The sequence below is a fragment of the Citrobacter sp. R-1.5.2 genome (genome assembly GCF_035064245.1).
In the GTDB taxonomy this organism is placed as follows: domain Bacteria; phylum Pseudomonadota; class Gammaproteobacteria; order Enterobacterales; family Enterobacteriaceae; genus Citrobacter.
The window spans coordinates 17568-33834 of record NZ_JASEYC010000025.1; the positions used below are offsets into that span (position 1 = coordinate 17568).

Genomic DNA, 16267 nt, shown 5'->3' on the forward strand with positions numbered 1-16267 from the left:
TGTCTATCCTTTAATTAATTTTTTGTATAATCTGAAAGCGTTAGCGATAAATGCTATTTGCCGATCTGGACTATCTGAATGTAAGGGCAGCATAGATAGGAACAAGTGTATTGTAATTGCAACTATTTCATTTTCACTATAACCTAAACCAGCAAGTATAATTTCTTTAAACTTTATCTCTATGCTTTCTTGATAGACTTCATCAAGGAAAAACTTTATATCAAATTGGTCCTCACTCTTGATGATATCATAACGTCCGCTAATAATAAGATCGTAATATCCTACGACGGAGTGATATAGCTTGGCTAAGTCATAGCGCCGATCCCCATAGATAGTCAAATTCCCCGCAGCATCAATACCTCTTGGGTCGATACATTTTATAGCGCTGATTCTACTATCAAAAAGTAAGTTGCTGAAGCAAAAATCACCATGAACTATTGAGACATCATGTTTTGTTGCATTATTAATAAATGCTGCGCTTTTCTTTGCGAGTTCAATAATGGTTAATGGATCATGTTCTGTCGAATAGGTAAATTTTTTGTCAACTAAAATGAGATTATCACTACTTATCTGTGAGTATTCGTCTAAACGTTCAAGGGTCTTATGTAAATAAAGCTCATTAAGTGATGCAAGCGAGCAATCATCTGTCGTATAGCTATGCAGCCCATTTATGACATTCTTGATAGAAATAAGAATCTCTTCCCAGCTTGATAAAGGAAGTGAACCAAAAACAAAAAGATCGCTAAGTGGGAGAAGGTAAAGATATTCTAAGCAATATTCAGAATTTTCATAGTTATTTTCACCTTTTATCAACGAAAGTAGTTGTGGGACATGAAGTCTCATACTAGGTGGGATAGTGTTAAACCAATTCCCTTCAGCATATATCTTCTTGCCTTTCGTGCTAGATTTCTTAAAAACAATACGTTTTGATATTTTCAGGTCATTGAAAACTCTTTGAGTAGTTAAATATGTTCTAGAGTTAAAAAAACTATTGATGTGACCAAGGTCTAGCCATTGTCCTGATGAATTTAAGTCCATCGAATGTGCATTGTGGTATGTATAAATTGACTTGACAAAATCAAATTTATTTTCAATAAGGGATTTTATAAAAAATAACGGTTCATTGAACGAAAAATACCCAGAAAGGACAAGGTTGTTATCTTTCATCCATTCTGTATTAGTATGACTTTCCTCCAAGTTGGTGCTTGGATTATGCAGTTTTTTTATAGATGCTCTCTTATAAAAACCTCTATTTTCATGCACACTTAGTTCATTATGGCTTGATAATGTCATGTTAATAAAAAAAGTGTCGCCGTGTAATATTTTAAAAGTATCATGATAGCTAGCCGTAGTATTCCAACTGTAGAGAATCGACTCACCCAGAGAAATATCGTCAGGTACTCTGATGATCCTTACACCTAAATTTTTAATTTTTACTGCATCATATGAATTTATGTTAAAACTTTCAGGAACTGACAGGTAAATATCTTCGTCTAGATTTTGCGATCGTAAGAACTCGACCTGCAATTCATACAACCTTCGATTTTGTACTGGAAGAAAACTGGGTGGAATTAAACCTATTTCAGTCACAAACTCGTGTTCAACATAGGCCGCCGATGTAATCAGTATCATTTATTTCCCCCATCCTTAAAAGGGTTTTCCCTTGCGAGTAAACTTCTTATCTCGTCGTAACTTAAGGAGGCAAATTCTGATGGCCTGATCGATTTGTCATCAATATAGAATCCATCAAAACCACACCATGGTTTACCTAACACTATTTCATCATAGGGGACTTCATGCCGTTCAAGCCATGCAGTGATAATGGGAAGGGTATGTACATTGATCTTCCCTATATTGCCATCATACGTCCGCATATTTCTGCTGGTTAAAATTGTAATTTTGAATCCGAGCTTTTTATATTCTTTGAGTTTATTTATCACATCCATATTAGCCGGTTTATCAGGATAAGATGACTCGGCATCAATAGTTAATGTACCATCTAAGTCAATTACCAATGATTTCATTTAGTGAATCCGTATAAGTATTGAAGGAATGCTATAACTTCCTCATCATTTTCTAAATGCTTTGCCGTGTGTTGTAAGTCATATGCTAATGCATCATATAAATTTTTTGGCGGTTGTGCATTTGATGACGCCGTCCCGATGCCCATTTTCACCGGTGGTGTCACTGGAATGATGCAATTAATTATCATCCATAAGTACATAAGTGAATGAGAGTCATATCTTGGAAAGAACTCAAATGGAGACAGTTGCTCCGATGCCATTGATGCTTTCCATAATTCAGAAATTTTAACATGAACGTTTCTTTTTGAAACATAGTAGTGATCCGTTGGGCCTATTTCAGGATGCATTTCCACAGCTAACTCATTATCATTCAACTTCATTAAGAATTCATAAGATAGCTTGTTTACCATGGCACTGTCTGCGCGGGCTCTAATAACATAGTCATATTGAAAATCATTTTCTTTTTCATGAGCGATCATCAGTTGTGTCGACGCATAAATACCATAAAACATTTTCGCCTGATTATGATTATTTCGAAGCGTAAAGGCATCAATATTGCTGCCTAACGACTTCATGAAGTCTGATTCATTATCAATTTTGAATGTGGTTGAACTAATGATTGAGTTTAAAAAGTCTGCGGTAAGTGGAGCCGTGACCGGTGTGTCAATAATTTGGGCTGATTTTGGAAAGTACTTTTTAAAGTTATTAAAATCTTTTAAATAGTTTGGACAATGTTTTTGTGCATTACTTCCGAATAATCGCCATGCCCAGAAAGAAGATGAACCTCCACACAATCCAGCCCAAGGATGCCAAGTATCCCAAGTGTGTATAAAAACATCAGCATTGAGTGGGGAAATAATATTTTCTTGAAGGCTTTGAATTGCTAGAGCATCACCTCGAAATAAACCTGATATACATACAGCAATTTTAGGTCTAGGTTTACTCTTATTTCTTAATCTAACATCGTTAGTATTGATAATTGCATTGTTAAATTTCAGATAATATTTTTTTGCGCCATTATCATCGAAAAATTTATTTAATTGAAATGCAATTTTCTGCAAGTGATTGTATTGACGTTCCTTAAGTTTGAAGAAAATATTTTCCTCGCGTGAGGAAAAATAATCTATCATTGATGATAAAATATACTTTTTCCTCAAGGTGCTTACATTAGGCATTTCAATTAATATTGAGGCTATTTTTATACCAAGATCACAAGAAATTAGCTTAGCCGATATTAAACTATTTAGTGCGAAATTAAAAATTAACTCATCTTGCTCGCTTAAACTAGTGTTTAAAATCTGATTAATGTTTTCATCTAGGTATTTTAACAGCTCGTATTTGTCTTTTTGTTGAGATAAATGCAGCAGAATAATATTCTTGTCGTTGGTTACGAGATGTTTACTTGGAATATAAAGTTCTTTTATAAATTTGATGCAAAAGAAAATGTCATTATGCTGTGCTTGCTGTGAGAATTGGCTGTTTTCGTTAATAGATAAAAATCCATGTCTGTCAAGTAAGCGGTGTATTGCATCCAATTTGCCAAATTCAGTAAGTAATTTTATATATTCTGAAATATATTCAAATGAATACTGTAGCATTTCTTCATGATAACTACATGCATCTTTAAATTTCCAATTATTCAAAGACTTATTAATTTTATCGTGTAACTTTACCACTGTGTTCATATAGACCCTATTAATTACGTGATTACCCACTAAGCTCAGCCATGCTGCGAAACTCACAGAAAACTGGGTTCTGTTTGGCCGTAGTCGTCTCTTTTCCCCTCTAAAGGGTCATTAGAACAGACCAGAATAAACTCTTTTGAGTCTTGCTGCGGCACTTTGTTCACAGTGGCTGCGGATCATGGGTAATCACGATTAATTATATATATAAATAAGCATGCTTATCGCAGTTATAAGTTACTTTTGAACTTTGAAAATGCAGAATCAATAACTTGATGCATATCATAGTAACGATACTCGGCCAGTCGCCCGCCAAAAATAACTTTTTTATCTTTTTTGGCCAATTCATCATATTTTGTAAACAACTCAGAATTGGTTTTATCCCCAACAGGATAATATGGCGTTTTTTCTCTGGACCAGGTATCAGGAGTTTCTTTGGTAACAATGGTGACACCCTCCTCGGCACTTGCTTGATCAAAGTGCTTATGTTCAATGATCCTGGTCCAGGGAACATCCGCAGAGTTATGGTTAATCACCGCGTTGCCCTGATAATTATTCACTGGCAGCGTTTCGCTTTCGAACTTCAAGGCTCGATATTCCAGCTCCCCAAACTGGAAATCATAGTATTCATCGATTTTACCGGTAAAGACGACCTTATCTGCCAAACCATCCCAATATGCCTTGTCCGCAAAGTAGTCAGTGCTCGTCTTAACTTCAATACCTTCCAGCATTTTTGCAAACATGGCTGTATAACCGCCAATGGGGATGCCCTGATACTTATCGAAAAAGTAATTATTATCCCACGTCATTCTAACCGGCAGGCGTTTGATGATAGAGGCCGGTAACTCCTTGGGATCTTTTTGCCATTGCTTCTTGGTATAGTCGCGGATAAGGGCATTGTATATATCGGTACCTACCAGGCTAAGCGCTTGTTCCTCAAGGTTCTCGGGCTCACGATCTAACTTCAAGCGTTGGGATTCAATCTTGGCGATGGCCTCCTCTGGCGTCAGCACCCCCCACATAGCGTTGAATGTATACATGCTAAATGGCAATGAATAGGCTTTACCATTATGAATAGCGATAGGTCGGTTGACAAAATTATTAAATGTGGCAAATCGATTTACAAAAGACCATATTTTATCGTCATTGCAGTGAAAGATATGAGGTCCAAACACATGCTGATGAATGCCATGGGTTGCCTCTGTGTAGCAATTTCCGGCAATATGGTCTCGCTTATCAATGACCAAGCATTTTTTACCTGCATCGGTTGCCAAACGAGCAAAAGTACTACCAAACAGCCCAGCGCCTACAATCAGATAATCGTACATTATAATCTCTCTATTTATTAGGTTACCCCCTGGCAAGACCAAGGGGGATGTCGTTTAGTTGGGGAGGTTTTTAATAAATTCTTGCTTATACTCGTCGAATAATTTCTGTAAGTGTTCGGGCACTCTCGATTTGGCCCACTCGATTAAACCACAGCTAAATGTAACCCACTGTGACTTTATGTATGAAAATTGAGGGTATTGTATAATCCTCTCCTGTGTATAGCGTAATGCTTCAAATACCATAAGACGACGATCATCTGAAATATTGGTAATTTGATTTCTGGCTGTAAATTTTCGATGAGTGCAGACTTCCTCATCGGTATAAGCTATATTTTTAGCCGTAATAACACTATGCCAATGATATGGGATATCGTTGTGTACAACAGTTGGGCCAAAGAAAATATTTTCGTCGTGTAACAGCTCCGTCTTGATTATCCGGTTCCATGGATAATTGATCAATGCTGCTACGGCACTCCTGATTTCATTGACGTCTCCCACCGATTTAAATGATTCCCATAATTTTTCATCGGAACCAAACATTCCACGGGATTTATTTTCCTCGAAGAAATCAATTCGATATTTCATAAACAGCAAGTCAGCATCTTTTATCGTTGCTTGCACTACCGCCTTTTCTAGTGCTGCGGCGTTTATAATATCATCAGCATCGAGGAAGAAGGTGTATCGGCCGGTACACAGGGGAATTACTGAATTACGGGCTCGCCCCGCCCCTTTGTTCCCTTGTTGATAAAAATTAACATTATTATATTTATCAGCATATCGTTGGCAAATGGTAGCAGTACCATCAGTAGAACCATCATCGACAATAAGAACATCAAATTTTAATTTGGAAAGTTTTAAGACAGAATCAATACTTTCTGCAATCAGGTCTTCACAATTATAAACCGGTATTACAACTGTCAAATCTAATTGAGGATAAGCTTCGTTATATTCGTTAAATCTTTTTAAAAAGTTGTCCCTGAGTTTAGCAGGAGGCAAAGCCTTCTTAGTTTTGTTATAAATATCATACAGTCTGCGTTTAAGGATGTTTTTTGTCATGATGTCTGGTTGATTATCAGCAATCCAACCGGTTCGATAACAATAGTCATAAAACTCATCAAATACTAACTGGTTTTTTATTTTCTGCTGCAATAAGAAATTCGCAGTAGTGTTAATATGTGATGAAATCGCCCCTAGTTTGTATGAAGAAGAACTCATTGTCTGTCCTTCGCGAGCCATCCTGTGATAACTAATTACTTTATCTATAATTACGACTCGCTCTGCTTCAGATAACACAAACCAGTGTAGTGGATTATCCTCATAAAAATAATCACCCTCTGGATAGGCAATTTTTTTCTTCTTCATGAAGTTTGTGAGGTAAAGTTTGCGCCATGGTACAGGAGACATCCTGAAAAGGTCAGCGCATTTAAAACCAGAGGTAATCTCATTTAATGGAATATTAGCCCATCTGCCTTTATCATATGCAGGGCTAACGACACGATTATCTTCATTAAACGTATTGAAATCACCAATGACTAATTCAGCATTGAATTTTTCTGCTTCCGTAACCAATTTTTCAAAAGCATCATTTACAACCCAGTCATCACTATCAACAAATCCGATATATTTACCTTGGGCAGCATTGATACCAATGTTGCTTGGAATACCCGCTCCACCAAGTGTATTGAAGTTTAAATTAATAAATTTTATTCTACTGTCAATATTTTGATACATCTCAATAATGTTTTTACCATTATCGGTTGATGCATCATTGACAATAATTAATTCAAAATCTTCCAGCGTCTGTGATAGAACAGAAAGAATACTGGCATCTAAATAAGGGCCAACATTAAAAACTGGCATCACAATTGAAAGCAATGGTTGAGTCGTATTTTTTGTTACTGGTTTTTCGACTTTCTTTTCCGTAGTAAAACCAAGACTCTTCATCCTTTCTATATTAAACTTAGCTTGAGGATAGAGAGGGCTGTCAGAATGTATTTTATTATACTCAATTAAGGCTAAATCATAATTGCCGCTTTTTAAGTATTTATTTCCGTTTATCAAACTCACTTTTCTTCCTTTATAACTTTGCTGTATGCATTTTATTACGAAAATTTTTATTTATTGGTTGATGAAACATACATTCCTTTTTCATTTTTGATGAAATCATCGGTAAACGGAATGCCATTCTCAGTCCAAATATCTTTCCATAAATTGGCGGAGCCCATTTCTTCTGGGCGATATGCATCATCTAAAATCCAATCAATTTCATGTTCCTTGCTCAAATTGAGTAAGAACGGTGCTGCTGGATAACGAGCATGAGCGCAGGTATCACCAGGTGGACCATCGACCAAAACTAGAATCTTTTTCTTATCGCCATGTAATTGTTTAGATAAATTTTCCAAAGTATCTTCACAATCGTAATAGCGATAATTCCCTGTAGCGTCGCTCCATTCTTTAAGCGGTACCAAACAAAGATTTACTAAGTTTTCAACTTTATGAAGAGCCAACTGATTTTGTGTTTTTAAGAAGTACTCTTCATTATGCTCGAATGTAATTATTGATTTATAAGTAATATTTTTGTCGAGATTGAGTGCTCTTAATGCCTTCGCCATTAATAGAGTTGATGTGCCACTTCCAAATTCAATAATCGCATCATATTGCCGTTCCTTCATTTTTTCTAAGAGGAACAAACCTATATCAGCGCTGATAGGCCATCCATGGAAACTGGCAATACCTTCGCCGGTGGACAGATAATTTTGAATTGCAATGAAGGACTCAATTTGCCGAGCGGTATTTACAAGTTTATTATTCAATTCTCTTTTCAAAACTGACGGCCATTCTTTATGACGTTTTTCCTGTTGGAGGGATTGTTCGGTAGTAAGAGCTAATATCTTTTCAATAATTTGATAGTGCTTTTCTTGTCCAGCACTATTTTGTGAAATTAAAAGATCATTTTCTTCTTTACGTTTGATACTTTCCGAATCAAATTGAATCGCCAATGATTTCAATAATTCATTTTCAGTATTGCCTTGATGATGCAATTCATCGAGCGCCGAGATGACTTGTTCTATACCACGCTTTTGGGTGGACTGCGCAGTTTCATGAAGGGCTTCTATTTTTAACAGAATCTGAGTCTGTGTTGTACATTCATTTTTAAGTTGCTGAATCTCTTCTTGTTGAACCTGAGATTTTATTTTTTCTACTTGCAACTCATAATTTTCACGTAACGATTGGATTGTATTGTCTGCCTGCAATAATTGATGTTGCAATTGTGCAATTTCTTTGGCCATTCCTGCCTGAAGCGCCAATTGATCTTTTATATAAATGGCATAAGCCAGATCTGGATGGCGCTCAGATAAGAGTTGTAAACGACGCATACCTGCTTTACTCAGTACTGAATCAACCTGAGCCAGGCTGGCTGAGAGGGGGTTGTCGTTAAGAAGCACACGTACTATAACAATATCAAGTTGAGTGATTTGCTCCTGTGCCCTCTCAAACAAAGGAGCAGCAGGTAAGCAATCAATTATTAGCCAGTTAACCGAAGTCGTATATTTCTGAACAAATGTCTTCAAGGTTATCCCATCGTTTACGGGTTCGCGATTGAGACTATGTAAATTTGGCCATATTGAAGTCAGTAGAGATGGGTCTATCAGGCCACTTTCCCATGGATTACTAGCTTGATAAAAGTACGTTGTTTGCTCGTCCGGTACAATAATCTCGTTATGAAGCATCCATCCCTCTCTGGAGGGAAAATTACGCTGCAAATGTTGATATTGTTTCTGTTCCCCTTCAATCACCCATACTTGACTAATTGTTCGTTGGTACAACCATTCAACCCATGGGCCGTTTCCTGTTCCTGCGCCAATGATCATGACGCCAGTAATAGGGTATACCGTACTAAGCACTTCAAGCCAGGTTGAAGCATGAAGTTCATATTGTAATAAGTTTTCCTTCATTTATGTCCCCTTGCGCTGATGACGGAATTGCCGCACCGAACGATGTAAAGCAAAGGGCAATTTTACCCACCTTAAGAGCGAACCCTCGCTGCGTATTAAAACCTCACCAAGCTGATATGAAAGGTGGCGTTTAACGCGTTCCGCCTCATGAGCATCACGGTAAACAGTCACTGGTGGGAGGTTTTTTTGAGGCTGACTGCTATTAAATTGATGCCATGCGCGACGCTCAGCGGCAAGCGCCTTAGGCATTCCTAGCCAACCGGTAAGAGAATTTGAGTTCTTTATCATAATTGCACCCAGGCGATAGCCGAGTTCCTGCTTAATACGCTCTGCTGCACCATAAAGTACTGGAGATTGCTGTGCTTTAAGTTTGTTATTTTCTAAATAATAGCGTTCCAGTTCTTCTTGCACAGCATGCAGCTGTGACAATAAAAGTTCATTCTCCCCTTGGGTTTTTTCAATTTTTTTCTGTTCAGTTGCTTTGAGTGTAGTAAGTTGCTTTTTGGCATCGTTTAGAGATTTATTTAATATATTTTTCTCTTCTTCAATTAAGCGAATTTTTGTCTTTGATATATCTAGTTGTTTTTGTATTTCAGCCACTTTCTTTATTAGGAGCGATAATTCTTCTTCTTTTTTTCTAGTCAACGAAATCTGGTACTGAAGTTTCGTACTCTGTTGCGTTTTGAGATTTTCTAAATCTTCTTTTATCAGGTACTGGCGTTCAAGTTCTTCTTGAACTTGATGTAATTGAGATAACAATACCTCACATTCTTGATTTTGTATTAAAATATCGCTTACCAGAGATTCATTCATACTTAAATAAGCTTGGTATAATCCCGTAGCTAATTCTGCGCTCCGCATCCGCTGCTGAACCATTTTTTTCCATATTTTGGCCGGATCGTTTTTTTCTCGATGATCGGTTTGCAATGGGAGATTAGCTGCAGACTGTAATTCAGAATAGAGACGTTGACATGCTGGATATTCTGAAAGTAATTGTTCAAGTAAAAAACTTTCAACGATATTCTCTTGAAGAAAATCTTGCGTTTCTTTCACATCCAGACCCGCAAGGTTAGCGATTTCTTTCAACTTATTTTCCGGCAATACGGGATATCTGGTCTGTGCTGAATATGGACTTTCATCGGATGTAACAAAATAAGCTATTTCCTGTGATGCGCCTTCAGACATAGATAACAGTGGTGTATTCAATAATGGCTGAAGCTGCTGTAAATAGGCCTCTGAATTTCGTTTAACTTGCTGAGCACTGACCATAAGGCATCTGTTACGGTTTCGCAGGTAAAATGCCAGAAGCGCACCGTTATATGCCATCCAGTTATTAATATTATGTTCGATCGTTTTACCTGAGAGGTCCTTATGCTTTGTAGAAGCTTCCATGAGTGCTTGCTGTGGGGTATCATAAACGAGAACAAAAGTTAAGTTATCATCCAGTTGGCACCAATAATCCAGCGAATATATTGATTGAGGGTCAGCCCATCCCCATAAATTCTGCTCAAGATTACCTAGCATCAAATCTAATGCCATACCATGCCATACGGGTGCGACCTGGAGAGGCTTAATTTCTTCTTCTGCTGTCACATTATCAATATCGGGCACCTTGTGTACTTTACATAGGGTGGCAGTAATATCTTGTGGCAGTAGCGCATCACGTCGAGAGGGTAGCGCAGAGGTCATTCCTCGCTGCTGTAAAATCTCTTCCACTTCCTTATAACCCGAGCTTGGGTGTCCTACAATAAGTATACGATTCACTGAGGCTCCTAAATCAACGTGTAGCGATGCTGTGTTCTGTTTGAGGCGTAAGAGCCATGTTATTGACTCTGAGAAAGGATGTTTGAAACTCGCATTCTTAAATATGCATAAAGTACGATAAATTAACTTATCAGTCCTGATGTTCTCGCAAGGTAGCCAGGCCCATTACAATCAGGCCATAGAGCAGGCACAGAATGACGCCGATGGTGGCAAGATTATAAAGTCGTCGCGGGTATTCAGCGTCTTCTGCCAAAGTAGGCTGACTAATAACTAGTAGATGTTTAAGTTTACGATATGCCTCGACTCTGGCTTGCTCCAGGCTAATTAAACCTGTCTTATAAATATCAGCAGCAAGAGTAGCCTGGGTTTGAACATCCATATAACGGGCGGTAACTTCGTTCATTGCATTCTGGTCTGTTCCTGTCAGTCTGGCTTTTTCCTGTGCCAGTTGCTCAGTCAAGGCCTCTGTTCTGGCCTTAACTGAAATCACTGCAGGAGCCGTGTCTTTCATATAGCTTTGCAGTTGTTTCAGTTGCGCTTGCTGGCTCGCCAGTTCACCTTCAATCTGGCTGACCACACCCAAACGGGCTGAACTGGTCGATTCAGGGCTTATCAAATTATGTTTGTTCTGAAAATCTAACACCTTAGCTTTTTCATCCTGAACCCGCTGATAGGCGCGATTAACCTCTTTTTCAACAAAGGCCAGTTGTTCCAGTGCAACCTGATGTCCGAGCTTATTGATAAAACTTTCTGATTCTTTCAGCATTAGGCTTACTACGCGTTGACCATAAGCAGGGTCAAATGCCTGTAACTCAATTGTAAGTACACCCGACAGTTCATCCAAGCGTAATGTTAAATGATCGCGATAGTATTCAATGAAATCTTCCTGACTAACATCCTCAGGTAGTCGTGAAAAATAATCCACTTTGTGGCTTTGGTAATGGGCTTTTAGACCCAACTCCTTGTCCAGTTTTCTGAGTAAATCTGCAGACTTGAGATAATCTTGGATTAAAAGTACATCCTCATGGTTGCTGCCACCTATACCTAACATCGATAAAGCATCAGGCAACATTTTAATCTGGTCGGCTTGTTTGATGACGATGTCTGCTCTACTTACATAGCGATCCGAAGCAATGAAACCAAAATAGGCTACGGCAATAGCAAAAAATGCCACTACCCACATAAAACTGCCAAGTTTAAGGCTCTGTTGCCAAGAGTTTTTAGCTAGACGATAACCACTAGAATCGATAATGAAATGTTTAGGTTTCGTTTTTAATTTATGCAGCTTGCGCATTAATTTGGAAGATTTGTTGGAACGAATTGACTGAATCATGATTTTTTAGCTTGTTATAAATTCTCATAAATACGGATGGCATCACCGATATTATCGAAGATCTCAAGGCTGCCATTGCGCAACAAAATTCCCATGTCACACTGTTGACGTAAGTTCTTCATATCATGCGACACCATAATAAGGCTGGCGGTTTCACGCTTATGGTTAAACGTATCAATGCATTTTTGTTTAAAACGGGCATCGCCAACAGACATGATTTCGTCAGTAAGATAGATATCAAAATCAAAGGCCATACTTACAGCAAAAGAAAATTTCGATCTCATCCCGCTGGAGTAGCCTTTAATCGGCAGCTCAAAATGCTGACCGATTTCCGAAAACTCTTTTACCCACTCCTCAATCGCCTGTGTATCGCGCACGCCATGAATACGGCAAACAAAGCGGGTGTTTTCCCGCCCGGTCATACTTCCCTGAAATCCTCCACCCAAAGCGAGAGGCCAGGAGACACGGCAGTAGCGGGTGACCTTGCCCTTGTTGGGCATGTCCATCCCGCCCAGCAGGCGAAGCAGTGTGGATTTACCCGCGCCGTTGATACCCAAAATTCCGATATTGCGATCGCGTGGCAGCGTAATACTCACATCACGCAAAACATAATTGCGGCCAAATTTGGTGGGGTAATACTTAGAGACGTTTTCCAGAACAATCATGCTATCCCCCTTAGCTGGCAATCAGTCGGCGATGGCTTAGGCGATAGCTACTCATAGCAAACGTTAGCAGTACCAGTGTCACCCCAAACAGATATGTCCAACTGGCGTTCGGGCTAACGTAGCCAGCAATCCAGCCAGAGCGTATTAGCTCAAGGGCGTGTACCAGGGGGTTCCATAAAAACCAGTGTTGATACTGTGCCGGGATACTTGCCAGGGGATATATAACGCAGGAGATAAACATTAACGGCATCATCAACAAACCGAGGAATTTTTCGGCCTCGTTAACTAAGTTGCCCGTAATGCAAAAGACGATGCCCAATGAAAACGAAAAAATCATTAGTAGCATATAGATAAGAATGACTTGCAACGGATCATTAGGTACGGCATCAAAACCAAACCACAGTAACCCCAAAATCAGAATACCCCCAACCATCATGCCAACAATGGTTTCGAGAATAAAACGAGCGATAAAGGTGGAAAAGGGCGTCACTTGCCGATAGCAGAACAACCCTTTGTTAGCATTGACTGCCGATTGCAGCTTATTAACCACATTCTTAAAAAAGATAAACGGTAAATAGCCTGCAGTAATAAAGAGTGGTGCAGGCGCGCCACCAAAACCACTGTGCCCGCGCATCCCGAAAATCGCACTAAACAGACCAATCATCAACAGCGGATCCAACAGCGCCCAGGCATACCCCAGTCGGTAACTCCCAAATCGTGTTTTCAGTTCACGTATAAGCAGGCCAAACGTTACATCACGCAGCACCTGGAACGAGCTGCGGGGCGTTTGATTGAGAACAGGTTTAAGCATGAGAAGGCCGATATAACAGAACGGGCCCGCGATGAGGCGAGCCCGCTATAAGGGTTAATTCAGGACCACGTTGGCCGCCACGGCAACCTGATAGATGACCTGGGTAATATCTTTGATGGACTGCATCATTTTGCTGTCCACTTTCGGCATGACCAGAATCTGATCGCCTGCCATCACATCACCGCCGTCTTTAAACTCCATCAGCCCGTTAGCGTGTACCACCGCAATACGCTGGTCGTTCGCACGGTCGGTAAAGCCGCCCGCCCAGGCCACATAGTCTTCCAGGGTGGCGCTTTTGTTGTAGACCACCGCCTGCGGCATCATCACTTCGCCACCTACCTGAATCAGGTCGGTCTTGTTCGGGATCACAATCTGGTCGCCCTGTTCCAGCAGGATGTTGGCAATCACGCCCTTATCCGACACCACCACTTTCCCCAGCGGCTGGATCTTGCGGGCTTTTTCCACGAAGCGCATCACCAGCTCGGCTTCTTTGGTACGAATGGAAGCCTCACCGTCGGAATTTGCTGGCGCGGTAAACACGCTGCGCTCCAGGCGGTTCAGGGAGTCTTCCAGCATCTCTTTCTGCCGCGCGGCCACGCTCTTACGCATGATGTAGATCGAGCCGTAATCTGCCATGTTCGGGTCAATCGGAATATGGTTAAGCAGATCGTGCAGTCGGGTCTCTTTACGCACGGTGAAATAAGATGGCCCACGGTAGCTGCCCATCACCTGCACGTCGTAAACCTGGGCATGCATATCGTCGTTGAACAGCACTTTGTCGCCGTCGCTCAGCTGAATGCGATCAAAATCTTTATACGGCATATAGACCGAGAACGGGCCGCTGGCGCGATCGCCAATCACGCCCACGTGGCTCACCTTCGCGAGCGGCAGGGCGTAATCGATAAGCTCGGAGCCCAGCGCGCTGCTGTTCTTTAACTCGAAGCGGAACGGGTTGCGCACTTTACCGGCCACGTTGATCATCGGCCCCTGCGGTTCAACCAGGATCACGTCCTGATCCTTCAGCGCCAGCTTCGGCATTTTGCCCTGCTGCATAAACTCGTACAGGTCGATCTGCTGAATGACCCGGTTCTGACGCAATACCTTAATATGACGGTAGCTGCCGCGATCGGAGTCGATACCGCCTGCGCGTTTCAGGAAATAGAGCACGCTGTCGGAAGACTGGCCGGCATATTGCCCCGGACGGATCACCGGGCCGGTCACAAATACGCTGACCGGCGTTGCCGTAAGTAAATTTACGTAAACATTAACGTTATTGGTAAATACTTCACTGATGTGGCTGGTGACTAAGTTATTGACTTTACTTGCCGCTACGTTTTTTACATTAATCGGCCCGACATCAGGGATAAAAATATTACCCTGATTATCAACGGTGACGACGTTGGAGAAATTGACTGCGCCCCAGATCCAGATATTCAGCTTATCGCCGGGAGCGATCAGGTAATTATCAGTCAGACCGTCGCTGCGCTCGGTTTCATAGCCACCGGCAAACAGGTTGGCACCGTAAGGAGGGGGCAGACCGGACTCGGACTGCGGGAGTAATTTACGCACGTCGGACTCGCCCGGCAGTAACATGCCCTGGCGGTTTTGCTGCGTAAAAGTCCCGGTGGTAGAGGAGGTGTTCGCCTGACCGCTCATCGCCTGGTCACCGCCGAGTTGCAGTCGGCCGTCGCCGGTATCTGCCGGGGTGTTCATTCCAAAGGCCTGAGCATCTTCCTTAGAAGGGGCGGCAATGGCGGCGCAAGAGGCGCAGGCCAGCAGTAGAATGGCACTCAATTGCCGAAATTTCGTTATCTTCACAACATTTCTCTTCAAAATTATTGAACGGCAAGCAAGTTGCTGGCAGATGCCTGTTCCAGTTGCGGTATCAGATACCAGGTATCACCGTTCTTGCAGGTCACGCCGCGCTGCGACTGGTTGTAGTTACGGTTACGCAGCAGTTCAATGCATTCCAGCCCCAGGGCAGAGACATAGCGCTGACCCAGGGTAAAGGTGGTGCCATTGGCGCTAAGAGTAGCGCCCTGCGGCAGGGTGTTCAGAGGTTGTTGCAGGTTAGCTGCCATAGCGTGGAGATCGGTCGAAGCGGCTTGATTTACAAGCGGTCTTGAGGCTTCAACCTGCTTCGGGGAATATGCACAGCCACTCAGGATGAGGGCGAGCGAAATCACCAGAAGGCGAGTTGCGTTCTTCATTTGTAAATATTTTCCATGTATTCGGAACCTGGCGTGTGAATATAAAAATTCGTAGGTACCCGACTGTTTATATTGCCCAAAAAGTTGACCCGAAGGCCAGGGAGCAGAGGCGCATAGCTGAGGAAGTGAAGCAATAAAGGGCAAAAAAAAGGTAGGCTACCGCACGGAAAATGACATTTTCCGGTTAGAAAGTGTTCAATTTGCTTTAGGGTGCTGCCATAAAAAAACTATTCAGTAAACAACTAAATCGTTTTTTATTATTCATGAAAGTGTTTTTGTGTGGCGAAGATTACATTAATTTGCAGATTGTGTCATTTCAAATTTCAGAAATCAGCTCTGAAAAAGGGGAAAAGTCCGAAAGACTATTAACTCTGGTGGGGGTGGCAAAAGCGTATATTGGACATTAGTTTCTGATAGTGGGTGATGCTGCCAACTTACTGATTTAGTGTATGATGGTGTTTTTGAGGTGCTCCAGTGGCTTCTGTTTCTATCAG

12 protein-coding genes are annotated in these 16267 nt (G+C 41.1%); all 12 read right to left on the reverse strand.

Going from position 1 to position 16267, the window contains the following annotated elements:
- Positions 1-3: 3 nt before the first annotated feature.
- Positions 4-1632, reverse strand: a complete 1629-nt coding sequence (locus tag QMN38_RS24750) for an aminoglycoside phosphotransferase family protein (RefSeq protein ID WP_323579277.1) — start codon at positions 1630-1632, stop codon at positions 4-6.
- On the reverse strand, positions 1629-2024 hold the full coding sequence (locus tag QMN38_RS24755; RefSeq protein WP_323579278.1) for an HAD hydrolase family protein: 396 nt from the start codon (positions 2022-2024) through the stop codon (positions 1629-1631). Before QMN38_RS24755 ends, QMN38_RS24750 begins: the two co-directional genes overlap by 4 nt.
- On the reverse strand, positions 2021-3709 hold the full coding sequence (locus tag QMN38_RS24760; RefSeq protein WP_323579279.1) for a hypothetical protein: 1689 nt from the start codon (positions 3707-3709) through the stop codon (positions 2021-2023). The genes QMN38_RS24755 and QMN38_RS24760 overlap by 4 nt, the downstream gene beginning before the upstream one ends.
- Before the next feature lie 227 nt (positions 3710-3936).
- Positions 3937-5034, reverse strand: coding sequence for a UDP-galactopyranose mutase (gene glf / locus QMN38_RS24765; protein WP_323579280.1), 1098 nt, complete (start codon positions 5032-5034; stop codon positions 3937-3939).
- A gap of 54 nt (positions 5035-5088) precedes the next feature.
- Positions 5089-7101: a glycosyltransferase family 2 protein gene (locus QMN38_RS24770; protein ID WP_323579281.1), complete on the reverse strand. Its 2013-nt coding sequence runs from the start codon at positions 7099-7101 to the stop codon at positions 5089-5091.
- A gap of 47 nt (positions 7102-7148) precedes the next feature.
- Positions 7149-8990, reverse strand: coding sequence for a hypothetical protein (locus QMN38_RS24775; protein WP_323579282.1), 1842 nt, complete (start codon positions 8988-8990; stop codon positions 7149-7151).
- Complete coding sequence (locus QMN38_RS24780) at positions 8991-10754, reverse strand: sulfotransferase family protein (protein WP_323579283.1); 1764 nt, start codon at positions 10752-10754, stop codon at positions 8991-8993.
- A 130-nt stretch (positions 10755-10884) separates the two neighbouring features.
- Positions 10885-12087, reverse strand: coding sequence for a sugar transporter (locus QMN38_RS24785; RefSeq protein WP_182279832.1), 1203 nt, complete (start codon positions 12085-12087; stop codon positions 10885-10887).
- Positions 12088-12101: 14 nt separating this feature from the next.
- The gene (locus QMN38_RS24790; protein WP_223042423.1) at positions 12102-12752 is read right to left on the reverse strand and encodes an ABC transporter ATP-binding protein; all 651 of its coding nucleotides are present in this window, start codon (positions 12750-12752) and stop codon (positions 12102-12104) included.
- Between the two features lie 10 nt (positions 12753-12762).
- Entirely contained in the window at positions 12763-13563 is an 801-nt protein-coding gene (locus QMN38_RS24795) for an ABC transporter permease (protein ID WP_103798364.1), read from the reverse strand.
- Between the two features lie 54 nt (positions 13564-13617).
- On the reverse strand, positions 13618-15381 hold the full coding sequence (locus QMN38_RS24800; RefSeq protein WP_103798363.1) for a polysaccharide biosynthesis/export family protein: 1764 nt from the start codon (positions 15379-15381) through the stop codon (positions 13618-13620).
- Positions 15382-15398: 17 nt separating this feature from the next.
- On the reverse strand, positions 15399-15773 hold the full coding sequence (locus QMN38_RS24805) for a hypothetical protein (RefSeq protein ID WP_032174571.1): 375 nt from the start codon (positions 15771-15773) through the stop codon (positions 15399-15401).
- Positions 15774-16267 lie beyond the last annotated feature (494 nt).